The organism is Paenibacillus jiangxiensis (assembly GCF_046098255.1).
GTDB lineage: Bacteria > Bacillota > Bacilli > Paenibacillales > Paenibacillaceae > Paenibacillus > Paenibacillus jiagnxiensis.
Map to the genome: position 1 here is coordinate 46,023 of NZ_JBJURI010000007.1, position 22,558 is coordinate 68,580.

General features: G+C 45.7%; 27 protein-coding genes. 11 read left to right on the top strand and 16 right to left on the bottom strand.

Features of this window, described 5'->3' with window-relative positions; translation table 11 throughout:
* Window positions 1-45 precede the first annotated feature (45 nt).
* The 5 genes from ACI1P2_RS09165 to ACI1P2_RS09185 all read right to left on the bottom strand — a co-directional run bounded on the left by ACI1P2_RS09165 (window position 46) and on the right by ACI1P2_RS09185 (window position 3,232).
* On the bottom strand, window positions 46-345 hold the full coding sequence (locus tag ACI1P2_RS09165) for a cyclase family protein (RefSeq protein ID WP_355318950.1): 300 nt from the start codon (window positions 343-345) through the stop codon (window positions 46-48).
* Between the two features lie 226 nt (window positions 346-571).
* On the bottom strand, window positions 572-1,060 hold the full coding sequence (locus tag ACI1P2_RS09170) for a cysteine hydrolase family protein (RefSeq protein WP_355318952.1): 489 nt from the start codon (window positions 1,058-1,060) through the stop codon (window positions 572-574).
* A 6-nt stretch (window positions 1,061-1,066) separates the two neighbouring features.
* On the bottom strand, window positions 1,067-1,636 hold the full coding sequence (locus ACI1P2_RS09175) for an AAA family ATPase (RefSeq protein ID WP_355318954.1): 570 nt from the start codon (window positions 1,634-1,636) through the stop codon (window positions 1,067-1,069).
* Between the two features lie 21 nt (window positions 1,637-1,657).
* Window positions 1,658-1,948, bottom strand: a complete 291-nt coding sequence (locus ACI1P2_RS09180) for a MazG-like family protein (RefSeq protein WP_355318956.1) — start codon at window positions 1,946-1,948, stop codon at window positions 1,658-1,660.
* 195 nt (window positions 1,949-2,143) lie between these two features.
* Complete coding sequence (locus ACI1P2_RS09185; RefSeq protein WP_355318958.1) at window positions 2,144-3,232, bottom strand: RNA-guided endonuclease InsQ/TnpB family protein; 1,089 nt, start codon at window positions 3,230-3,232, stop codon at window positions 2,144-2,146.
* Between the two features lie 381 nt (window positions 3,233-3,613).
* On the opposite strand from ACI1P2_RS09185, the gene ACI1P2_RS09190 reads away from it, so the two are divergent.
* The 4 genes from ACI1P2_RS09190 (at window position 3,614) to ACI1P2_RS09205 (ending at window position 7,138) form a co-directional block, all read left to right on the top strand.
* The gene (locus ACI1P2_RS09190; RefSeq protein ID WP_355318960.1) at window positions 3,614-3,787 is read left to right on the top strand and encodes a hypothetical protein; all 174 of its coding nucleotides are present in this window, start codon (window positions 3,614-3,616) and stop codon (window positions 3,785-3,787) included.
* A gap of 145 nt (window positions 3,788-3,932) precedes the next feature.
* Window positions 3,933-4,607 (top strand): response regulator transcription factor, encoded by a 675-nt coding sequence (locus ACI1P2_RS09195; RefSeq protein WP_355318962.1) that lies wholly within the window; start codon window positions 3,933-3,935, stop codon window positions 4,605-4,607.
* Window positions 4,604-5,971: a sensor histidine kinase gene (locus ACI1P2_RS09200; RefSeq protein ID WP_355318964.1), complete on the top strand. Its 1,368-nt coding sequence runs from the start codon at window positions 4,604-4,606 to the stop codon at window positions 5,969-5,971. The genes ACI1P2_RS09195 and ACI1P2_RS09200 overlap by 4 nt, the downstream gene beginning before the upstream one ends.
* Before the next feature lie 507 nt (window positions 5,972-6,478).
* Window positions 6,479-7,138 carry a CPBP family intramembrane glutamic endopeptidase gene (locus ACI1P2_RS09205; protein ID WP_355318966.1) on the top strand — a complete coding sequence of 220 codons (660 nt, stop codon included), beginning with the start codon at window positions 6,479-6,481 and terminating at the stop codon, window positions 7,136-7,138.
* Between the two features lie 260 nt (window positions 7,139-7,398).
* Here the strand turns inward: ACI1P2_RS09205 and ACI1P2_RS09210 are convergent, their stop codons facing one another.
* From ACI1P2_RS09210 to ACI1P2_RS09230, 5 genes are all read right to left on the bottom strand, one after another.
* On the bottom strand, window positions 7,399-8,538 hold the full coding sequence (locus tag ACI1P2_RS09210) for a phosphotransferase (protein WP_355318968.1): 1,140 nt from the start codon (window positions 8,536-8,538) through the stop codon (window positions 7,399-7,401).
* On the bottom strand, window positions 8,525-9,100 hold the full coding sequence (locus ACI1P2_RS09215) for a GNAT family N-acetyltransferase (RefSeq protein WP_355318970.1): 576 nt from the start codon (window positions 9,098-9,100) through the stop codon (window positions 8,525-8,527). The genes ACI1P2_RS09210 and ACI1P2_RS09215 overlap by 14 nt, the downstream gene beginning before the upstream one ends.
* A gap of 17 nt (window positions 9,101-9,117) precedes the next feature.
* The gene (locus ACI1P2_RS09220; RefSeq protein WP_355318972.1) at window positions 9,118-9,750 is read right to left on the bottom strand and encodes a DUF5071 domain-containing protein; all 633 of its coding nucleotides are present in this window, start codon (window positions 9,748-9,750) and stop codon (window positions 9,118-9,120) included.
* 18 nt (window positions 9,751-9,768) lie between these two features.
* Window positions 9,769-10,584, bottom strand: coding sequence for an inositol monophosphatase family protein (locus ACI1P2_RS09225; protein ID WP_355318974.1), 816 nt, complete (start codon window positions 10,582-10,584; stop codon window positions 9,769-9,771).
* A 158-nt stretch (window positions 10,585-10,742) separates the two neighbouring features.
* On the bottom strand, window positions 10,743-11,564 hold the full coding sequence (locus tag ACI1P2_RS09230; protein ID WP_355318976.1) for a MerR family transcriptional regulator: 822 nt from the start codon (window positions 11,562-11,564) through the stop codon (window positions 10,743-10,745).
* Between the two features lie 166 nt (window positions 11,565-11,730).
* Between ACI1P2_RS09230 and ACI1P2_RS09235 the strand changes: the two genes are divergently transcribed.
* Window positions 11,731-12,615: an ABC transporter six-transmembrane domain-containing protein gene (locus ACI1P2_RS09235; protein WP_355318978.1), complete on the top strand. Its 885-nt coding sequence runs from the start codon at window positions 11,731-11,733 to the stop codon at window positions 12,613-12,615.
* Between the two features lie 35 nt (window positions 12,616-12,650).
* The gene (locus tag ACI1P2_RS09240) at window positions 12,651-13,196 is read left to right on the top strand and encodes a GNAT family N-acetyltransferase (RefSeq protein ID WP_355318980.1); all 546 of its coding nucleotides are present in this window, start codon (window positions 12,651-12,653) and stop codon (window positions 13,194-13,196) included.
* A gap of 51 nt (window positions 13,197-13,247) precedes the next feature.
* Here ACI1P2_RS09240 and ACI1P2_RS09245 read toward each other — a convergent pair whose 3' ends face one another.
* From ACI1P2_RS09245 to ACI1P2_RS09255, 3 genes are all read right to left on the bottom strand, one after another.
* Window positions 13,248-13,460 (bottom strand): deaminase, encoded by a 213-nt coding sequence (locus ACI1P2_RS09245; RefSeq protein ID WP_355318982.1) that lies wholly within the window; start codon window positions 13,458-13,460, stop codon window positions 13,248-13,250.
* Window positions 13,461-13,493: 33 nt separating this feature from the next.
* Complete coding sequence (locus ACI1P2_RS09250) at window positions 13,494-14,573, bottom strand: serine hydrolase domain-containing protein (RefSeq protein WP_355318984.1); 1,080 nt, start codon at window positions 14,571-14,573, stop codon at window positions 13,494-13,496.
* A gap of 137 nt (window positions 14,574-14,710) precedes the next feature.
* Entirely contained in the window at window positions 14,711-15,580 is an 870-nt protein-coding gene (locus ACI1P2_RS09255) for a LysR family transcriptional regulator (protein ID WP_355319179.1), read from the bottom strand.
* 111 nt (window positions 15,581-15,691) lie between these two features.
* Here ACI1P2_RS09255 and dapA point away from each other — a divergent pair, with 111 nt between their 5' ends.
* Window positions 15,692-16,582, top strand: coding sequence for a 4-hydroxy-tetrahydrodipicolinate synthase (dapA, locus tag ACI1P2_RS09260; RefSeq protein WP_355318986.1), 891 nt, complete (start codon window positions 15,692-15,694; stop codon window positions 16,580-16,582).
* Window positions 16,583-16,768: 186 nt separating this feature from the next.
* Here the strand turns inward: dapA and ACI1P2_RS09265 are convergent, their stop codons facing one another.
* The 3 genes from ACI1P2_RS09265 to ACI1P2_RS09275 form a co-directional block, all read right to left on the bottom strand.
* Window positions 16,769-17,173 carry a hypothetical protein gene (locus tag ACI1P2_RS09265; RefSeq protein WP_355318988.1) on the bottom strand — a complete coding sequence of 135 codons (405 nt, stop codon included), beginning with the start codon at window positions 17,171-17,173 and terminating at the stop codon, window positions 16,769-16,771.
* 267 nt (window positions 17,174-17,440) lie between these two features.
* Window positions 17,441-17,767 carry a thioredoxin family protein gene (locus tag ACI1P2_RS09270; RefSeq protein ID WP_355318989.1) on the bottom strand — a complete coding sequence of 109 codons (327 nt, stop codon included), beginning with the start codon at window positions 17,765-17,767 and terminating at the stop codon, window positions 17,441-17,443.
* Window positions 17,739-18,152 (bottom strand): MerR family transcriptional regulator, encoded by a 414-nt coding sequence (locus tag ACI1P2_RS09275; RefSeq protein WP_355318991.1) that lies wholly within the window; start codon window positions 18,150-18,152, stop codon window positions 17,739-17,741. Before ACI1P2_RS09275 ends, ACI1P2_RS09270 begins: the two co-directional genes overlap by 29 nt.
* Before the next feature lie 192 nt (window positions 18,153-18,344).
* On the opposite strand from ACI1P2_RS09275, the gene ACI1P2_RS09280 reads away from it, so the two are divergent.
* From ACI1P2_RS09280 to ACI1P2_RS09295, 4 genes are all read left to right on the top strand, one after another.
* Complete coding sequence (locus ACI1P2_RS09280) at window positions 18,345-19,460, top strand: 5-methyltetrahydropteroyltriglutamate--homocysteine S-methyltransferase (RefSeq protein WP_355318993.1); 1,116 nt, start codon at window positions 18,345-18,347, stop codon at window positions 19,458-19,460.
* A gap of 13 nt (window positions 19,461-19,473) precedes the next feature.
* Window positions 19,474-20,808: an MFS transporter gene (locus tag ACI1P2_RS09285; RefSeq protein WP_355318994.1), complete on the top strand. Its 1,335-nt coding sequence runs from the start codon at window positions 19,474-19,476 to the stop codon at window positions 20,806-20,808.
* A gap of 155 nt (window positions 20,809-20,963) precedes the next feature.
* A complete protein-coding gene (locus ACI1P2_RS09290) occupies window positions 20,964-21,509 on the top strand; it encodes a TetR/AcrR family transcriptional regulator (protein WP_355318996.1) in 546 nt (181 codons plus the stop codon).
* Between the two features lie 220 nt (window positions 21,510-21,729).
* The gene (locus ACI1P2_RS09295) at window positions 21,730-22,536 is read left to right on the top strand and encodes an ABC transporter permease subunit (protein ID WP_355318998.1); all 807 of its coding nucleotides are present in this window, start codon (window positions 21,730-21,732) and stop codon (window positions 22,534-22,536) included.
* The last annotated feature ends 22 nt before the right edge of the window (window positions 22,537-22,558 follow it).

Below are 22,558 nucleotides of genomic sequence, written 5' to 3' on the forward strand. Positions count from 1 at the left end.
GGCAGAGAATTCGTGTTGTGGGATACGTGAGCGAATACAACAGATTTACTTGATCCGGGCAATGACCCGCGCAATGGAAGAGTCCGCTCTGATGTGAAGAGGTAAAGCGATCACTTCAAATTCACCGATATTCAACAGCTTTTCTACATTCGTTAAATTCTCTGCAATGAAGATTTTATGATTGAACAAACATTTATGTACTTCAAACGGGTATTTGTCTGGTGATGGCATGTCCAATCCGACCATTTTCACCTGCTTTCTCGCCAGCAATTCAGCGAATTCCAAAGTCAACACCGGATGATCCGTAAAATATTTTGGCTGCCCAAAAAACCTGCTGTATCCCATGGATATGGCGGCATGCCATCTTTAATCAGATGAGTAAGATCAATAATTATCGGTATACCTCACATACATAATATTTAAGCCAGATAATAATTCATTCCCTGAATTACTAAAGTTTCGGTTGGGGTCTAATCGAACCACCATACTTCTCCAAGCAGAGCAAGAAATTGTATAACTCAGGAATTCTATATTTTCTCACTTATCCCTGCCCATTAATGAAATAAAGGTATTACCCCACAACACTTTCAATAACCGGATAAGAAATCATATTTCGATCCCGATAAGTTTGATTGATGACATCCGGTTTTGTACTTAAAATTCCATTCTGCAAAATGACCGATTTAAAGCCCCTTTCAATAGCCCCATTATAAGTGAAAAGCACACAGTGCTCCGCAGCAAAACCGGCTATAATCACCAAACTAATACCGTTATTCACTAAAATTTGTTCCAAGTCTGTTTTCCAAAAAGCATTGGAATACTCTTTCGTAATACGGATATCCTTCTGATCCACTGTAATTTCAGGAATAACCTCCAATAGTTCTGGGTCTGTTTCAGCGCTTCCTTCAATATCCTGAATATGGACTACTAGATGATGATTTGTACGCAGCAAATCTGCAACATAGTTAATATACTCACATGCCTCCTGGACATTGGGCACTTCCAATTGATTTTTCAGAAATATGTTTTGCATGTCTACAATTAAAAATCCAATTTTCATTATTAGTCACCTCGTTATTCTAATTAACCGAAACCTGTCATCGTGCAAGATTTCCTCAGCAAGCCCCTCCGGCCGCTTAAGATCTGCGTTCAGCAGAAACGGCTCATTGTCCGGAGAAGCCATAAGCTTATTCCGCAGGAAGAGCGAACGATCGATATATTGCTCATCTCCTCGTTGACGGAGTCGGGCGGCGAGGGTATCCGGTTCCGCGTACAATACAGCATAGTACACCGTCACGTCGAGATCCAACAGCTGATCACAGAACCATTCAAGTTCCTCTTCAACGACGAAATCAATGACAACATTGAACCCGTTCCGGAGGAAATTCCGCGTTACCGCGGTGATATTAAGCCAGGCCAACTGCAGCCGTTCCTCCCAAGGCGGTTCGTTCTCCCCTCGGTAGACATGCAGCAGGAGATCACCTTCGATCAGCGTACATTGCTTCATTGAATTGGCGAGTTCCTTGGAAACAGTCGACTTCCCTACACCGAGTGGACCGGAAATGAGATAGACGACAGATGAGTCTTTACGATCCGACAGGCTAATCTCCTCCTTTGGGGAATGGTATATGATCATGTATTTTAATTTTCCACCCTCTTATCCCCACGTTCTCTTTTCATTAATCTCCATTTTCTGTTTGAAAGCCTGATCCAGATCGATGCCAAGCTTATTGGCCAGGTCAAAAATATTCCATACCACATCGTACATCTCATGCCCTAGATTTTCTTTCTTCTCTGCGTCCGGATGGAAAGAGACGGACAGAACTTCTTTAGCCAATTCCCCTACTTCCGTCATAAGGTAAAGGGTCCTTTGCTCAATCGTACTTTCCTCAAATCCTTTGATCTTGCTGTATTCTTTCACATATTGTTGAAACTCTGCTGTGTTCATTTCCCCGTACCTCTCTCCCCAAACATTTATTTCCTTCTATAATACTAGTGAATGTTCCCACCGTCTGAAGAGGCGGGGGCTTCTTGTTTCGACGATCGCTGCCTTTCTGTAGGAAAGGTCTGACTGGATCTCCACAAGCGTTCGATGCGGCACGCATCCCGTTCGGGGCAAACCCTCCCTACGGTATTCGGTCCATCACGCTACGATGTTCAAAGCCCGCTGCAAAATGACCTGGGCCGAAACGATGTCCCTGTCCTGCACCAGTCCGCATGCTTTGCATTCATGAAGCCTGATCGCCAATGTTTTTGGAACATCCATACCGCATATGCAGGTTTGCGATGTGCCGTGGGCGGGCACTTGTACGAGTCGCTTCCCCTGTCTTGCCGCTTTATACGACAGATACGTGATGAACATTCGCCATCCGGCATCTGATATGCTCTTGGACAGCCGGCGGTTACGGATCATGTTCTTCACTTTCAGCTGCTCCACCGCAATCAGGTTATGTCCCTGAACGATGCGATGCGATTGTTTGTGCAAGAAATCTTTTCGCTGCCGCGCCACTTTCTGGTGGATGCTCGCGACTTTCTGTTTGGCCTTCTGCCGGTTGCGGGAACCGCGCGCTTTGCGGGATAGCCGTCGCTGCGTGCGTCTGAGCCGTTTCTCCGCTTTTCGCAGATACCGTGGGTTGTCCACCTTCGTCTCATCGGACAGCGCCGCAAACGTACGTAGCCCGACGTCGATGCCTACGGCTGTTTCCTCCGTCTGGCCGGCTTCCGATGTCTCTATGTTCACACCGATTCCTACGATCCATCCGTCTGCATGCCGTTTCACGTTGATTTGGGTCACATTCGCCCGGTCGAACGGACGATGTGTACGCATGCGGACAAAGCCGATTTTGGACAGATAGACGTATCCATCCTGGGCGAAAGTCTTGTCTACTGCACCAGGCTGAGGGTAGGTAAAGGAGAGATATCGGTCAGCTGACTTATAATGGGGAAAACCCGCATCGCCGCGGAAGAACCGCTGATAGGCATGATCCAAACGCCGCAGGCAATCTTGTAACACTTGCGAATGAACTTCTTTATATTCGGGAAATTCCTTCTTGAAGGCGGGCAATTCATTTTGCTGCTTGGCGTAGGTGACGGTTTTGCCCTCTTGGTTGTAGACGGTATCCCGTTGCTCCTTCGCCCGATTGTACAGCTTCCGGCACAAGATCAACGTTCGAATCATGCGTTCTTCCTGTCCGGGGGTCGGGTAGAGGCGAAATTGGTACGTGATTTGCACGAAGGGTCACCGCCTTAACGAGAACGTATATTCCCATCATACCACACAAACATTCGACTAGAAAAGTGCGCGCCTCATGCAATAGACAAGTCATTTAGGCTTCGCCTAACCGAGATTCATCCCCTACTCAAAGTTTTGTGAGCGCTGCTTCCTGAATAAACTTCAAACAAAACTCGCTTCGAAAGCATAGGCTCAGAGGAAGAGGACTTCTCACGGAAAGATGTTAAAAATACAACTTTCGCAGCATGAAATCGGCAGGTAAGCCTCGATGTAGCTGGGCAGACCGACCATCCACTGCTCTAGTTGGCACCGAATCAAAGCGGAGATCTTCTTCCCAGTCTTCGTGGCGGAATGCCTTTCTCCCACAACACCTACAACCTCTTGACCGCGACTCGCCCCGATATACAGCCTAACCCGGAATACCCGCTGATACGGGTGCTGACTACGGAGACTGGCATCGTTCTGGGCATCATGATCATCTTGCTGGTGCAGCACAACCGTCGGCGAGCTCTGAGAATCCGCTTTGACCGTGCCGACAAGGAGATTGGTCATTGAACAAATGGGAACTACTATAATGGGAGCTTGCTTCGAGGCTGCTCCTCTTTTGGTGATTGAAGTAACAGGCTGTTTAGTTGAAAGTATATTATAGGTTCATTTATAGTATGATGGTTAGGATGGACAACAGGAAAAGAGGGAACGAATGTCTACTATACTGGTTGCTGACGACGATGCGAACATTCGCGAACTCGTCTGTTTATTTCTGCGCAACGACGGATTCACAACAGTCGAAGCCGTGGACGGCAAGGAAGCACTGACCGTCTATGCCTCGACGCATGTCGATCTTGTAGTGCTCGATATTATGATGCCGATTATGGATGGTTGGACGTTATGCAAGGAGCTCCGCAGAGCCAATCCTGATCTTCCGTTACTTATGCTGACTGCGAGAGGCGAAACATGGGAGAAGGTGAAAGGTTTCGAACTTGGGACGGACGATTATTTGACGAAACCATTCGATCCATTGGAGTTGACGGCTCGTGTTAGGGCATTACTGAAACGATACCGGATTGGCTCAACGCAGACGATCCAGTTCGGCAACGTCATCCTTGATCGGCAGACCTATAAGGTGATGAAAGGGACAGAGTCGCTCACGCTGCCGCTCAAGGAGTTCGAATTGCTGTATAAACTTGCTGGAACACCCGGACAAGTCTATACACGCGAGCAGTTGATCGATCAGATTTGGGGGATCGATTACGCTGGGGATGATCGGACGATAGACGTTCATATTAAACGCCTGCGCGAACGGTTCGCGACTACACGCGAATTTCGCATCGAAACGGTGCGTGGGCTTGGCTACCGGCTTGAGGTGTACGAATGATCAGATCCTTATATACACGCGTCGTCCTGACATTTCTAGTCTCCGTAATCGGGGGCACGACCCTTTCCTTTTATGTGGCAACTTGGGTATTTAAAGATAAATTGAACGAGAGCATGCAAATCCCCTTACTTCACTTCGGCCAGGATGTTGCCCGGATTTACGAGACATTACCGTTACGTGAAGCGGACAATTTCTTAAGTGGAATGAATCAGCTCAAATCTTATCATATTCGAATTTATGAAGAAACGGGTCAGTTCCAGTCTTACGGAGCGCTTAACGGACACAATCCTGCCACTGTGACTATGGAACAAGTAAAAAAAGTACTGGATGGAGAAGTTGTTAAAATCAATCCGATTGATGCTACTGCTAATCTCTTGGGGATGCCGTTGACAACTGAAATGGGAACGAAAGCGATGTTTGTAGAACCGATTGGCCTCCCTTCCGCCTCTTTTATCATAAAGTGGATTTTGAATCTTTTGACCTATTCGTTGGTAGCAGGAAGCCTATCGATTCTGGTTGCCGCCATGTTCCTTGTAAGACCGATCAAGAAGCTGACTAAAGCGACTAGGCGTATAGCAGCTGGAGATTTCAACGTGAAGCTGAATATTAAGCAAAAGGGTGAGTTAGGTGCTTTGGCTCGCAGCTTCGAAGAAATGATGCATGATCTGCAGCAGCTTGAGCAGATGCGTAGGGAATTCGTATCGAACGTATCTCACGAAGTTCAGTCGCCGCTCACCTCGATATCCGGTTATGCTCTGGCGCTCAAGCAAGTAGACATCACAGATAACGAGCGAAGCCGTTATCTCGATATTATCATCGCTGAAGCAGATCGGATGTCCAAGATGAGCGATAGCCTGCTAAAGCTGAGTTTGCTTGAATCGCAGTCACAGCAACTGCGGCTCGTCACATTCAGCCTTGATGAGCAGATCAGACGAGTCATCGTCGCGATCCAGCCGCAATGGTCGGCTCGCAACATCCGTTTCGAGCTCAATTTGAAGGCCGTTCGACTAACGGCTGATCATGATTTATTAAACCAGGTATGGACGAACATACTCGGCAATAGCATCAAATTTTCCAGGGATGACGGCGTTATTAACGTCAGCATCAAACAAGATATCAAAAACGTGACAGTCCGAATATCCGACACTGGCATTGGTATTTCCCTCGAGGACCAGAAGCGTATATTCGAGCGGTTTTTTAAGGCCGATCGTTCCCACAGTCGTAAGTATGGCGGCAGCGGTATGGGACTCGCCATCGTTAAACAGATCGTATCGCTTCATCAAGGCGACATCCGAGTGGAAAGCGAGCCCGGCCGAGGAACGACAGTCATTGTCACCTTGCCAATCACAACGCCGACAGAGTAATTAGATTCATGTTGTACAGTTCGGATTGGCTCAATACTATCCCCTTATTCTCCCTGTTACGGCATCTTGTGCAAGCTTCCTTGCATGTGACGCCGTAGCATTTTTTGTGCTTGTTCATACTCCGTTCATATTGCCGTCATAAGGAGTACATCTTCGTCGTATAAGCTTTCTTTAGCGGCTCGTTAAGGCAGCCCAATAAAGCGATGAGGGAGATGAAGTCCGAAGGATGCCCATGTCATTATTACAATGAACGTTCGATCTATAATTATTTCATAAATTAGATTGTGACGTTCAATTTAAACTGGAGGTTTTTAGCATGAGTAAAAGCTGGTGCCAACTAGCGTTCGGGAGGCAGGCCGGATTAGCCGCGAATTCGTACGGAGCGCACCTTCGATCCGCTTTATGGGCGTTGTGCACTCCCGAGCGACAAGAACTGGCCGCATCAATTGAAAACGTTGCGACCAACACGATCGGAGGCTGGAAATGAGTAGCCCTTCCACGTCCACTATGCCCCAAGCCCGACCTGGCTGGCCGGAAATTCTAACTGCACTGGGTCTCTATCTGATCGGCATTATTATGCTCGGTCTTTGGATGTCGCAAATCCCTGACGAGCAAGCCATCTTGCGAATTAACATCGGGGGTGTAGGCAATGGTCTCGTTGGCCTCGCCGCCTTGATCGCAGCCTACACCCTGCGAGTTCGCAATCTGCGCGCTTTCGGTTTCCGGGTGACCGAACGGAAATGGCTGCTTGTGGGAGCCGCCCTCGGTGTTATCGCGTTCGGCGGATGCTTCGTTATAGAGGGCGTGTATTTTCACTTCATCACCGAGCCGAACAACCAAGCGGACTTCCAGGCGGCGGCGAAAGGCGGCGCGTTCTCACTCTTCGTTCTAATGATCACTGGCGCCATCCTCACGCCGCTCGGCGAGGAGTTTGTATTCCGTGGCGTTATTGCCAATGCGCTGAACCGTTACGGAGCATGGGCCGGCGTGGTCGGCAGCGCTGCGATCTTCGGCGTCGTTCATGGATTCAACGTCATCCTGTTCGATGCATTCATGGTCGGCATCCTGACGGGCATACTGTTCCGTAAGACGGATTCCGTCTGGCCCGGCGTCGTGGTGCATATCGTGTATAACGGACTCAATCTTCTCTACTATTCTACGCTATAGATCTAATTCCATGAGGCATCGTGGCAGAGACAAACAGCTCGGTCAACTGCGCGCGACCGTGGCTGTCTATGATTGTAGTGTTATAGCGTAGATGTAGTGCTCATCATCGTCGGGCGTGCGCATGAGCGATTTAGCGCACTTTAAAAAGACTTCAATGTCCCACCGCATTCGGTAGTGTTCTATCATAGAGAAGACACCTCTTTGTGGTAGTGATTGTTCGTCACTCTCACTTTACCAAACGAAGCGGTGTTTTTCTTGAGTTAAAAAGAATAACTCTTTTCCTTTAAGGATTCAGCTTCCCGAGCCATCTCCTTCTGCATATGGATGATTTTCTTTAGACGCTGAACCCGTTGTTGAAGCCCAAGGTTTAATGGGTCGCCGTCAAGCTGCACAGACAAAGAGCAAAGCTGAGGCACTTCCCACACGCTTCGCAAAGCAGCGCTCAAACAATAACCGTATCTGGCTGACTCCTCATTTCCCTGCCAACCTGATTCTCTCATTCCTTTAATATAGAAACTGAATAAAGAATCCTGATAAGCTTCATATTGATCAACAGGAATCACATCTAAACTCATATTTACGCCAAACATTTTGCCTAAATCCTCACCAATGCCTGAAATGCTCAGAAACTGCCAATCCATCAGCACCAGCCGTTCACAGTCCGAATTCATGTCGATTAACATGTTCTTATGTGACAGATCTTGGTGTGCCAATACACGCGGCAGCCTCTCAAGGGAGCTTAGCTTGTCATCCAAATCTGCAGTCAACGCCTGCAACCATTCCCAGGCGGACTTTACTTCTTCGTCCTGTAGCCGGCTTAGGTATGCTTCCGGGCTTGGCGCGTACATTCGGCTTGAGGTTGTCCATGATTTTAGCCATCTCCTGCAGATCCATGCCTCATTTGGCATTGCTCTTGTGGTAAGATATTCAGCGTTGAACATGCCCAACTGATGTGCGATGAATTCGAATTGCTCCTTGGTATGGGCAAAATACCCTTTTACATGCTCCATCCATAACCAGACTGTTCCGTCCTGCTGTTCTTCAACAAGATAACGGATCGGAGCTCTGGTTAACCCGGGAAGATCATCAAGAAGATTGGATTCGAACAAAAGCGCCTCGCGGCGCCAATAATTGTGATGCTGAGGGTTGTTCTTTTCTTCGCTATCCGGCTTGATGACTTTGAGAACAATGGACCACGGCAGGTTTTGGTTGTCAGATTTTACGTCTCCAAATAAATGATATATCCCTTCTGTAGTTAAATTCAAAGCTTCATTTCCCAAAGGTTCACAAGTGAAGTCATCCAACTCAAAATCAATGTCACCGAATATCTTAGAAAGACAAACAAAAAGTTGGTCAGTCTTGTTCTCTACAGGCAGGTCTGTTCTGTTATGTATGATCATCGTCACCCTCTTGTGAGCCGTCTCGTTCTAAATAATCCGCTTTAAGCATTCCATAGAACACCAGATCCTCATACTTTCCCCAAGTAAATATATGTTGACGGAAGATGCCCTCTTCCTTCATCCCAATTTTTCTCATAACCTGATAAGAGCCGGGATTCGTTGTCATGGCAGCCGCAAAAATGCGATTCAGATCCAGATCCTCGAATCCGAATTGAAGTATTCTTCGTGCTGCTTCAGTGGCATAACCTTGTCCCCAATAAGGCTTTCCCACCCAATAACCCAGTTCGGCGTGCTTATGCCTTTGCGATATGCCTATACTGATAGTTCCAATTAACAGACCATCCTCTTTTTTTACCATCGCAAAAGCATATCTTTCTCCTTTTTCGGAAAATTGACGGATATTTACGATCCATTGTTCAGCCGCACCATCCGGATAGGGATGAGGAATGGATAGAGTTGTGCGGGCTACCTCTTCGTTTCCAGCTAGATCTTGAACCCTGCTTGCATCAGACAACTCAAAAAAGCGGAGCAATAATCGGTCTGTTTCAAACGTATACACCATGATTTTGTCCTCCGTCTCTATTTTTTAGCTGTAATCAAAAGCTCAATTTCCCGATAACGCCGAAGCAAATTTTCATACTGGTCTTTTTCTTTTAATGAATTGTTATTTACCTTAACGAAGTTAACAATTTGCCTAACGCTTGTGTTTAAAATATGCAGCCTTTCATTTTCCAACTCTGCAAAGTGCTCTTTTTGTTCTGCTGTAAAGTTATGGAGCCGATATTCTGTATCATTCAATTTTCTTTCCAGTAGTGTTGTTGCATCTGTTGCTTCAATTAAACGATTATTCAATAAAATTTCGATTGCGATTAAATCAGTATCATCATCGTTATCTGTAGATTGAGCCAAGTCTCGTAAGCTTGAAAACACACTGGATACGAATTCCGTATCCCATCTCTTTATCAAATGTTCAAGAATATTGTATATCCAGCCGGAGTCATGTTGGGAGAAAATCGTTTTGACATGTGGAATAGTTTCAACTTTATACTTGAGTAAAAGGTCAACAATGGCTGGGGCTATTGGCCAATTCATATCCTGCAGCCATTCCAAGAGCTCTGGTAATAAAGGAATAACCTTTGACTTTTCCAGATGAGCCAACACTTCCACACTATTAAAATCATGCTTATCTCTTGGTAAAATGTTATGTTCCATTGCATACCTACCTGCCCATCAACCAAAAAAATTACTATCATTTACAATACTTAAGAGATCATTCTTATACTTAGGATAGCACGCGATTATGTATGGCTCCGGACTCATTCCCACAAAAGGCTTACCTGAAAAATCCATAACCATAGCCCCTGCTTCTTTAGCCATCAGTATGCCTGCATATAAATCATCACCTTCGGAATTATAGAGCACGATGCCATCCACATCGCCGCGAGCCAGCATGCACCAAAGCAGTGATGGTGCCCACAGCCTTAATACTCGTTTAAAGGTCAGGTCCAGCTTATGCTTTAAGTCCATGGCTCGCTGCTCTTTCTGCACGTGGTGTCCTTGAATCCACCCCACGGTCATTCTTCTTGGATTTGGCTGGCTGATTGCAGCATCTGACTTAATAGAAAGGGGAATTCCGTTGCGTGTCGTTCCTTTGCCTTGTTCAGCAACGTAAATATCCCCCAAGTGGCTGTCATATATGACTCCCAGGAGCGGTAGTTTATTATGTATAAGAGTTATAGATACCCCGTAGACCGGGAGGCCGATCGCATAGTTGTTGGTACCATCCAGAGGATCTACCAGCCAAAGCCATTCACCCTCCTGCCCCGTCCAGCCTGTTTCCTCGCTTCGTATTTGATGATCCGGAAATTGGGATAAAATTTCAGATAAAATCTTCTTTTCCGCAAGATGATCCACCAGAGTGACTAAATCGCCATGCTCCTTCTCGGAGATTTCTTTTTCTTGATCAAAGAACTCCTTAGCAAGTTGTCCCGCATTCTTGGCAGCCTGGATAGCAAACTCTCTAGCAATAGGCAGAATATCTTCCATGGTATAACCTCCAAATGACTATATAAGTGCAACTCTTATTGTTATCTAGTTTCTATAACTTGAGCCCATTTCCTTTACCATAGGGTTTCCTGGCAGAAATATTGGTATCGGTACAACCCCATTTATCTTCAGCACATATAACGGGTGCCTTCTCAGTCCTACTCACGTAGAACTTGAAGTTGGATTTTTGTAATTTGGTTTTCCATCCCGTCCACCATGACTTCATCTAGAATAAACTCCTCGTATGCACATTCCCCGATTTCAAATCCATTTTTTTCAATAAATCGAATAATCCTATCATAAGCTTCTTCAACTTCATATCCTTTTTGGTAACCGATAGCATACAGCCCTTTTGGTTTCATTCGATAATCTAAATTCTCAACATTATTTGGTATCTTGAAAAATAAATGTTGATAATTATAGAAGTCTTTTTCCAGTATTTGTTCTTTCGCCAACATACCGCATACAGGGTGCCCCAGATTCAATTCATGTGATTGAACATAATGAATAAGATCGGAGATAACAGTAATGTATGGCCATTCAGATAAGCCTAATAAATTTGGAGTAATCATGATTCTCTCTTCTTCTAAATACTGAATAGAAACGGAAGAAAGGTCCGCTTCTATTGCTTGTTCAGCAAGTTTCACTTTTGTCTCCATAATTGTTTTTAAATGTTCGAGTTTTTTAATTTTCTCCCCTATTTCAATGGACTTTCCCTTGAAAAGGGTGATTATATTGTCTGAGGTCTTATCATTTAAGAGTAACTTTATCTCTTTTAAAGGAACGCCAACCTCTTTAAATAAACTGATTACTTGAAAAAGTTCAAATTGATTATGGGAATAATATCTATACCCATTTTCTTTTCTTACTTCGGGAGAGAACAAGCCAATTTCGTCATAGTGAAACAGAGTTTGCTTTTTTATACGGAAAAGCTTTGCAAATTCACCAGTTGTAAAATACCCATAAAATTGTTTATCCATAATAAACCCTCTCTTGACTATCCGGTAACCATATACTTTATGATGCTCATTATACTTAGTGAGGGGGAGGGGGGACAAGATCAATAGGCAGGCTGCGTTTTATTGGGGGGAATGTACAGACTATTAGCAAAAAAATTGCAGAATTAATATATAGAGAGTTGATGAAGTGAAAAAGATAAATTCTCCAGCGGTTCAACTGCTTCGCCACATCTGGTTCCAAAATTATAAAGGTATCAGTATTACTTATTTATTAATTATTATCGAAAATATTTGCAATCTTCTTCAAGCTGCTGCAATTGGTCTTGCAATTGATGGATTATTGAAAGGGAACCTTATCAACCTTTTACCAATTTCCGCTTTATGGATTATTCACTTATCTGTCGGGCTATATAGACATGTCTACGATACCAAAATCTTCGGTGTTATTTATTCTCGTATGGCTTTTGATATGGTTGAGCGCCAGCGTGCTAGTGGAATTGAAGGAAATAAGATTGCAGGACGGGTTTCATTGTCCCGAGAAATTGTGTTTTTCTTTGAAACAGAATTGCCTGCAATAGCCACATCTGCGATTTATTTTATTGGTGCAATCACTATGCTTTTTATTTATGACCCATTTATTGGATTTTTTGGGTTATTTATAATGATTCCAATTGTATTCATTAACCGATGGTTTGGCCGACGTGCTTATCGTCTCAATAACGGACTTAACAACCGATTAGAGGTACAATCGGACATAATCATGCATAAGCCTCTTTCCATTGTTCGACGTCACTTTAATCGGATGCAATTTTGGCGCATATCGATTTCCAACACTGAAGCTATAACTTGGGGTATTGTAGATATTATGGTTATTATCTTAACAGTTGCAACACTACTAAGGCTAACGCATTTGTATGGAATAACTGTTGGAACAATTTACGCCATAATATCTTATATATGGATGTTTAAAGATGCGGTGAATGACATCCCAGTCATAGTAGACAATGTTTCGCGTGTGTATGACATCGGTGAACGGGTAGGCGAAAAAATTGAAACAGATCATCCTGTATAAAAACACCTTTTATAAGGTGACAGAGGAGAGATATTTTGGGGAAATTTAGAGGAATTGAAATTGTTGAAATGACACTTGATAACAAAGAGGATTACGAACGCAAAGAACATCCTTTCACGGTTATAGGGAGACTTGTACCTAAATTAGAAAATGGTATATGGAGTTATCAAGAAGAGCTCTATGAACAACCTTATGAATCAAAATACCCGGAACACGAGGATCTTGATGAATATATTAATAGTGATGACAACATTGCTTTCTTATACTATTCCCAAGGAAAATGTCTGGGACATATAAGATTAAGCACAAGTGACGAAATAAAATTTGCTTCCATTGACAGACTTATTGTACTAGAAAGCAGCAGAGGAAAAGGAATAGGAACCGCCTTACTCAACAAGGCAAAGGAATGGGCATTACAAAAAGGAATGAAAGGATTCACGCTTGATACGCAGGATGTTAATTTGCTCGCTTGCCGGTTTTATTTGAAGAATGGGTTTGAAATTGGTGCAGTGGATACTATGCTTTACTCAAACTCAAAATATAAAGATGAAAATGCAATTTTCTTTTATTCAAAATTCTAATACTTTCCCATGATAGGACATGTTTGTTTTACCCAGAGAAAAGGCAGCCGATCACCGCTGATCGGCTGTTTCTGCGCAGAATCTCCGCAGCAACCCTGCTTCTGCATGGAAAGTTGGGTCCGATGCCGTATAAATCTGGTTTTCATTAGAACATACAATTATCCCGTCTTTAACCAGTATCGCTCCGAAGGGTTCGTTACCGTGCTCAACCGCAAGTTTAGATAGCTTGATTGCTTCTTTCATAAAAAACTCGTCTTGACTCATTCTTTGTCTCCTTTCGTATAGGATTATGACCCCTTACAATCCTGGCCAATCATATTCTTCCGAAATGAATTGAATAGCTTCTCCAATGAATGCCTCCTCTTGCGGCTTTCCCGGTTCAGAATTTGTCATAATAACCATCCCGCATCTTAAGCGCGGGTAAGCTATAAGCATACACTGGTAGCCAACTCCCCAGCCTTTGGACATCATGTAAGGTTCCTCTTTAGCTTTTGATAGAAATACCCCTAATCCAGCGAATTGGGCACTGCTATAACCTGTCAGCATCTTACGGGTTAATTCGGGTGATAAAAGTGATGCAGGGTCACCATCAAAGGACTTTATAATTTCCTTGGTTATAAGAGATATCTCAAAAGGTGTTGTCCAGAGGCCGGTCCCTGACAGATTGGGATAATGAGCCCTTGTTCCCGCTATGACCTTTCCATGCTTATCATGTCCTGATGTCAGGCTGCCCCCCTTGGCTATCATGGGTGTTGATGCACCATTCCAAAAAAATGTTTGCTCTAAGCCCAGGGGTTCAATGACAAGCTTCTTAATAGCAGAGCTAAAAGGCTCACCCGTTATATCTTCAATAAGGAGTTCTAGGATGGTATATCCGGTATCGGAGTAGTGAAATTCCGTTTCAGGTGTATATTTTACAACTGATGATTCGGCATTGTAGGGAGTTCTTCCTGACAGCAATTCTTTGAGTGCAGGGAATGGGGTGTTATTTTGAAGCACTTCAAAACTGCCTGCAGGATCAATGAATCCTGACTGATGAGCCAACAAACTGCTTATCGTTACTTTCTTAGTCTTCAGATAAAGGCTTTCAGGAATTTGCCAAGACTTTAAATAAGTATTTGTATCTTCCTCCAAATCAAGCAGGCCTTCTTGAACTAGTTTTAGCACACCGATGGCAGTAACCATTTTACTCATTGAACATGCATGGAATATACTGTTTGAATTCACTTTGCGAGTTGTGCCCATTTCTTCAATCCCAAGCGACATCTGACGATTAAGCCGATTCTCTTGAAATAATGTTATACCTGCTCCTGGCACATGAAACCGTTCCATACTACTGTGTAGCAAACCCGACAATTCGCCGCTTTTACCATTCATTAAAACCCCTCCAAACAAGAACATATGTTCATTCACCTTACCATATTTGTCCACAGTCTGGAAGTTATCAAAATCTCCTTAAATAGTTACCGTTCTCAACCACAAGCCCGTTAGTTTAATACCATGAGGAGTGAACTTTACACTCTTAATCCATCCATAAAGAAGCTTAATGGGTTAGAAACCCACTTCCGGGGGTGAAGAATGAGCTGAACCTTCAGCTTCAGTTCGGAATGCTCAAAGGGCAAGACCTTTAGTTCTCCACGTTCGATCTCCTCTATGGCAGCCATTTGGGGCAGTATGGATATACCATATCCTGTTTTGATACTCCTTTTAATCGCTTCCGGATTACCAAGCTCGAGGCCAACTCGATAAGCAATTCCGTTTGCACGAAGCATTCTCTCCAACAGCTGTCTGTAATTGCAGGTATGCTCAGGCATGATCCACTCCGCATCAATCAGATCATTCAGTTCGATTTTATGCTTTTCTAATAGCGGGTGGCTTGGATTGACAATCAGAACGAGCGGTTCTTCCCGAATCGTGACCCATTTTAAATTGGAATCATAATCGTCTGCCAATATAAGCCCTACATCTGCTTCCCCTTCCTTAACCTGGTGCAAAATCATCTCTTCGCGATCCGTATGCAATCTTATATTCAGATTAGGATATTCTCTTCGGGTTGCCTGGATATAAGAAGCCAGAAAATAAGAAGCGATAGAATCCATGGTGCTGATGGTTATTGAACCCCCACCCTGCTGTGCCATCTTTTCCTTGGACTGTTCAAAAAGCTCCAACATTTGTCCAGCAAGCTTAAATAATTCTTCCCCTGCGGACGTAAGCCGAATCTTATTATTGCTATAGCGCTCAAACAATTTGACATTATAAGCTTTCTCAAGCTTTTGAATCTGGGTTGTCACACTGGATTGTGCATAACCAAGCGCCTCTGCTGCTCTTGTAAAGCTTTGACGTATCGCTACTTCTCGAAAAGTCTGAAGATAGGTAAAGTCCATCCAAGCCACCTCATCAAAAATATTGATTACAACCATCGCTTAATATAGATAACTATAATGCTAATTCCTATGTTACATTGAATTCACTCCAACTGAAAGGGTTTGCTAATGATGATTAAAGAGCATGACGTTTATGGAATTTTCATACCGGTGATCACCCCTTTTTCGAGTGACAACAAACTGGATATTCAGTCGTTTCATAAATACATCAGCCATCTCGCAAGCCATGACATCCAGGGGCTGGTCATTAACGGTACTACAGGAGAGTCACCGACTGTCCAATGGGAAGAAGTAAAACAGATGGTTGAAGTTACACAGGACATCTTAACGAGAATGCATAAAAAAATTCCAATTGTCGTTGGAACGGGTACAAACGATACCTACGCAACGGTTAAACGGACAGAATTGGCAGCTGAATTAGGGGCGGATGCCGCAATGGTTGTTACTCCCTACTACAATAAGCCGACACAGGAAGGGATTCAGGAACATTTTCGCAGAGCTTCCCAGGTCGGCCTACCTATCCTTGTGTATGAAATCCCGGCTCGAACAGGAAGTCGAGTCACAGTGGATACCATGAGGAAAATAATGGACCTTGATGGGGTGATCGGGCTGAAGGACAGCTCCGGCGGCCTTGATCTTCTCTCCGCTTTGATGGAGTATGAGACAAAACCTGTGCTCTGCGGACAAGATGAACATTTTCACGCCATGTTGTGCCAGGGAGCCACAGGTGGAATGCTCGCATCCGCCAATATTCACACCAATCGTTTTATTGAGATATACCAGCGGTTTGCTGCTGGTGATATTAATGGTTCGAGAGACGACTTCAAGACCCTGGAGCCCATGATCGATCATTTATTTGAAGAGCCTGCCCCGGCCCCGCTCAAGTGGCTGCTTACCCGGCAGGATATCATTGCAAATGAGCAATTACGTCTGCCGCTTATGCCCGTAACGGAGGGGGTAAAACAAAGATTAATGGAGGTGCTCTCTGACGCCAGTGTTTAAAGGTACGGACCTATTTGGGGCACAATTACTCAACTGGAATCATTTTCGCATGTTGTAACGATCCTGCCCGTCACTTCAATGAAATAGAGAGCATCCATCGTGGCGGTGTGTGATCGGAAACCGCGGTTATGTACAGGAGGGCCACCCCACAAATGGGATGGCCTTTCACGCAGATTGATTGAATTCTTACTCCTCTTCGTCCTCCCAAAACACTTCTGTAAACTTATTTAACGGAAAAAGGATAGGCACACTCCGGCCCGGAGTCTGCATAAACTCGACGAAATCCCGACCGAGCTGAATCAAAGGCCCCCGCAATTCCCCCATATCTTCCGCAATGGCTGTCAATGCAAAAGGCTTTGTCCGTTTAACCCGTTCGTTCAGGACGATAAAGAAGGAGGATTGGAGCTTAACTACCGTTGTTCCGACTGTAAACGAGGACTTGGTCACGTTGGTGAGCTTGCCTGTCGTCTTAGTTAGCCTAAGAAGTCCGGGCTGGGACACCGTAACCGTCCGTCCCACAAGCGGCTGCAGACGTTGAACCAGAGTAATGTCCTGCGGGGCCTGACAGCTACGAATATTTTTCTTGCGCATTACATCTCCTCCTCTTAGATACTAGATCGATCTTTTAGTAATCTATGCTCGTCCCTGTTATTATGCTTGGGTGAACCTTCCGTTTATTGCAATCATCCTCCGTACAATCCGCCTGCTCTTCAAAAAGATGGTTCCTCTACCTCCATCCACATGAAAAAGGCCATCGCATTCACGAAATCCGCTCGTGAATCGATAGCCTCTAATTAATAGAGAAAAAACTGCGCTTACTCGCCTTGAAACGCCCCTGCTGCGATTAAACAGGGCTCCTTACTTCGCATCCATCCATCCCTGGATCGTGCCGAAAAGAGCATCCCTCGACTGGTATCCCACCATTTTGTTCGTTGGCTCTCCTCCGCGGAACAGCACAAACGTAGGTGTTGCCATAATGCCAAGACTGGATGCCAATTCGGAATGCTCCCAGACGTTTATTTTCGCTACCTTCAACCGGTCGGCGAGCTCCTGCCCCAATTGCTCCATTACAGGCTCAGCGGCTCGGCAAGGGGGACAGTGCGGGCTGCTGAAGCTGACAAGCAGAGAATCCGATTTTCCTACGATGTCACTCCAGTTATCGTCCGTCATTGTGATGATAGTCATGCGTCATCGCTCCTTTGGCGCGTTCCTCCTCCATCCGCCGCTCCTCGAAGATCGACCTTACCCGCTCCTCCAGATTCGACTTGATCATGGTCAGGAGCTGAATTTGTTCGTCAAGCTCGGTGATTTTCGATTCATAGACCGGCACGATGTCGTGGCAGAACGCTTCTTTGTTTTGCAGCACGCAGTGAAGGAAGCCGGCGATTTGTTCGGTCGTGAAGCCGAGGTTCATATACAGCCGGATCGTTTTGACCTGTTCGACCGCAAGCGGGCTGTATTCCCGGTAGCTGTTGTCAGAGCGCATGGGCGCGATCAGCTTTTGCCGCTCATAGTAACGGAGCGAACGTATGCTTACCCCCGTCTTGCGGGCAAGTTCACCGATTTTCATATCATCCACCTCCGGTAGTTCGATCCTCGTGCCGCATCCCAAGTATAAACCGTGACAACAATGTCAGGGTCAAGAGGAAAAAATGCGATATAGCTTTTAGCTATAACCAGCAATATATTTTAACAGTTACACGTTATCCCTTAAATCGTGATAGGATTACACAACAAAGGTAAGAGGAAAGAGGGATTTTTAATGACAACAGTGAATCAGTCCAACAACCATTCTACCATCTTTCGTGCGGATCAGGTCGGAAGCCTGCTGCGTTCCGATGCCATAAAAAAAGCGCGCCTGCAGAGAGCAAATGACGAAATTTCAGCAGAACAGCTGCGCAAGATTGAAGACGGGGAAATTGCAAGAATTGTGCAGAAGCAGAAAGAAATCGGCCTGCAGGCCGTGACGGACGGAGAATTCCGCAGAGCCTGGTGGCATTTTGATTTTCTGGAAAACCTCGTCGGAGTTGAGGGCTACTGGTCAGGAAGCGGGATTCAATTTCAGCAAAAGCAAACCAAATCCCGTGCCATTAAAGTAACCAGCAAACTCGACTTTGCAGATCATCCTATGCTGGAGGATTTTAAATATCTCAACCACGTAGCTGGAGATCATACTGCGAAATTTACCATTCCAAGTCCAAGTATGCTTCATTTCCGCGGCGAGATTGACAATTCGGTCTATCCGGATGAAGAAGAGTTCTTTGATGATCTGGCCAAGGCATATAAAAAAGGCATACAGTCATTCTATGATGCCGGCTGCCGTTACCTTCAGCTTGATGATACGTCCTGGGCTTATTTATGCTCGGAAGAGCAGAAAGAACAGCTGCGCGCCAAAGGCAAGAATCCTGATCACTTGGTCAACATGTACTTGCAGACGCTGAACAAAGCGGTAGCGGATCGCCCGGATGATTTGAAAATCACCATGCATATTTGCCGCGGTAATTTCCGCTCCACCTGGATTTCCTCCGGCGGATATGAGCCTGTTGCGGAACCGTTATTCGGACATCTGAATATCGACGGTTTCTTCCTGGAATATGATAATGACCGTTCAGGCGGGTTTGAACCGCTCCGTTTTGTGAACAGATCGGATTTAAACATTGTTCTGGGCTTGGTTACGTCCAAATTTGGCGAGCTGGAAAACAAGGATGACATTAAAAAGCGGATTGAAGAAGCGTCGAAATTCGTTCCTTTAGAGCAGCTCTGCTTGAGCCCGCAATGCGGATTTGCCTCCACAGAAGAAGGCAACCTGCTGACAGAGGAGCAACAGTGGGCCAAACTGCAGCATGTTGTGGAAATCTCCAAGGAAGTTTGGAAATAAAGGAGTACAACTGATGCATACTGTCCAGGCTTCCAGGGTCATCGCTGAAAGCAAATTTAATAAATTTCACTTATTGGTGTTTCTTTGGTGCTTTTATGCCATTGCCTTCGACGGGTTTGATATTGCTTTATACGGCATTGGATTGCCGATGATGATGGATGAATACAAGCTGACTCTCGTAGAGGCGGGAGCGATTGGCAGCTACTCGCTCATCGGCATGATGATCGGCTCCTTTTTGCTTGGTTCACTGTCCGATCTCATTGGGCGAAAGAAAGTATTAGTGATCTGTATGCTTTTATTCAGCGTATTTTCTCTGTTGGCAGGACTAGCGCCCAATCCCCTCATCTTTACGATCATGCGTTTTATTGCAGCGCTTGGGATGGGCGGATTAATGCCCGCCGTCATTGCCATGATGACAGAGTATTCACCTAAAAAGAACAGAGCGCTGATTGTCGCAACGATGTACTGCGGTTACTCCATAGGAGGCATATTGGCTTCACTTACGGGGATGTATTTAATGGAGAGTCTGGGATGGAGATTTTTATATTGGCTGGGGATTATCCCGCTGATTACCCTGCCATTTTTTATCAGACAATTTCCCGAATCGCTAGCCTTCCATATCCTTCGTAACCAGGGTGAGCAAATCGCCAGGATACTGAACAAAATCAATCCTCAAGGGAACTATGCAGCAACCGATGATTTTGAGTATGTGAGTGTTCAAGAACGCGCCAAAGGGTTTCCGGCCAAAAAGCTGTTTTCCGACCGTCGCGGTGTCAGTACATTCGCATTCTGGATCACGGTGTTCAGCTGTCTGCTTATGATCTATGGCCTGAATACCTGGCTGCCCAAAATCATGCAGGGATCCGGATACGGAATCACTTCCAGCCTGTCCTTCAGCCTTGTGCTGGGAGTCGGACAAATTGGAGGTTCGCTGCTTGGCGGCTACTTGGTGGACCGGTTGGGGCATCGCAACGTGCTTTTGATCATGTTTTTCATCGGGGCGATTTGCTTTGTTACTCTAAGTGTAACGTCCAATCTGCTTCTGCTGTATCTCCTGATCGCCATTGGCGGAGCATGTACAGGCGGAACGCAAAATCTGGTGAACCCCTATGTATCCGAGTTTTACCCGCAGGAGGTCCGCACAACCGGACTCAGTGTAACCGTCGGCATTGGCCGGATAGGAGCTATACTAGCCCCCCTCATCATCGGTCTCCTGCTGGCAACCAACTTAGCGCCACAGCAGGCGTTCATGGCCTTTGCCCTTCCGAGCATTCTCGGGGGAATCGCTCTTTTGTTGGTCCAAGAGAAATACGGGGCATTTGAAAGATTGGTCAAAGCATCGAAATAGCCTTAATAAACTATCATGCCTCCTTAATGACAGCCAGGCAATCTGGTCCATTAAGGGGGCATTTATATTTATCCCAACTTATCTCATCGGTTTTATTGAATTAATCATTGACTGCTGGACCGTCCGGACAGTATAGTATTTCTGGAGGTGCTGCCATGAACCGTAATTCGAAACGCACCGATATCCTGAAGGTGGCCTGCAGACTGGTTAGAGAGATGGGTGCCTCTCATCTTACACTGGACGCAGTAGCCAGAGAAGCAGGCATTAGCAAAGGCGGACTGCTTTACCATTTCCCCACCAAGGAAGCACTGATCCAGGCAGCTTTGAATGACTTTTTGGACCGATTCGATTCGGACACGGATGCCGAGGCTGCAAGCAATACCGCCCTCAATAACGGTTGGGCTCAAGCCTATTTGATCAAGACATTCGAGATCAGCAAGGATGATCTGGAAATGAGCTTCGGGATCTTGGCAGCCGCAGCCAGCAATCCTGATTTGCTTGCACCCATGCGGCAGCGTTATTTATTGTGGCAAAGCCGGATGACTGCAGAATGCAAGGATCCGGTCACAGCAACGGCTGCCAGACTAGCCGCGGACGGCTTGTTCTTTTGCGAGCTGTTTGGCTTTGCCCCGCTGGATAACCAGCTGCGGGCTGACGTACTCTCTTACCTGTTAACCAAGGTAGAGAGCAAACCGCAATAAGCGCGAACACGCAATAAAACCACATGAACTTCTACAATTTCCTATTCCCCTCCACCTGACAACAGGAGAGACAATCGTAAGCAGTTGGCTGCATGAAAGGCCGAACGTTTCGATAGGATGCTCTCATTTTGTTGTCTGTTAATCCCATCCAAACGCCGACGGTACCGCCTTTCATCCCGACGAAATCAACATTTTTCACGAAAGGATGTGTGCCTTGCCGATGGCTAATATACAGCGGTCGACATCCAGCCGCTTCGATCCCAGAAACGGTTTATATTTAGCCGTCTCCTTTATTTCCGCAGGCTTCGCCTTATTCTTATGGTGGGTTGCCAGTTATAACGAATGGATGAATCCCCTGTTCCTGCCCTCTCCTGCCGACGTATGGTCCGCATTCGTCACCATCGCCGAAGAAGGCTACAAAGGAACGACCCTGCTTGGCCATATCGGTGCAAGCTTGCAGCGGATCGCCATTGCCTTGATTCTCGTTTTTCTTACGGCTGTGCCCTTGGGCATCCTCTGTGGCAGAATTCGCTGGCTGCGGGCGGTCTTCGATCCGTTCATTGAATTTTACCGCCCGCTGCCGCCGCTGGCCTACTATTCCCTGCTTGTGCTTTGGTTCGGAATTGAGGACACATCCAAAATTATTTTGCTGTTCCTGGGCGGCTTCGCACCGATGTTTATTGCCGCCGTGTACAGCGCGCGCCGTATTCCCGCCGACCGAATCAACGGGGCAAAGTCCCTGGGTGCAAACAAATTGCGGCTGTATGTGTTCGTTATCTTCCCTTCCTGCCTGCCCGATTTGTTAACAGGTCTGCGCACGGCAGTCGGGGTCACGTATGCCACCCTGGTCGCAGCGGAAATGATCGCCGCCGTCTCCGGCATTGGCTGGATGGTGCTGGATGCCAGCAAATACTTGCGCAGCGACATTATCTACGCCGCCATCATCATTATGGGGATCATCGCCATCCTCATTGACACGGCCATAAGACTGCTCATTCAACGGGTATCCCCGTGGATTGAACATTAATTTTCAGAAGAAGGAGCACAAC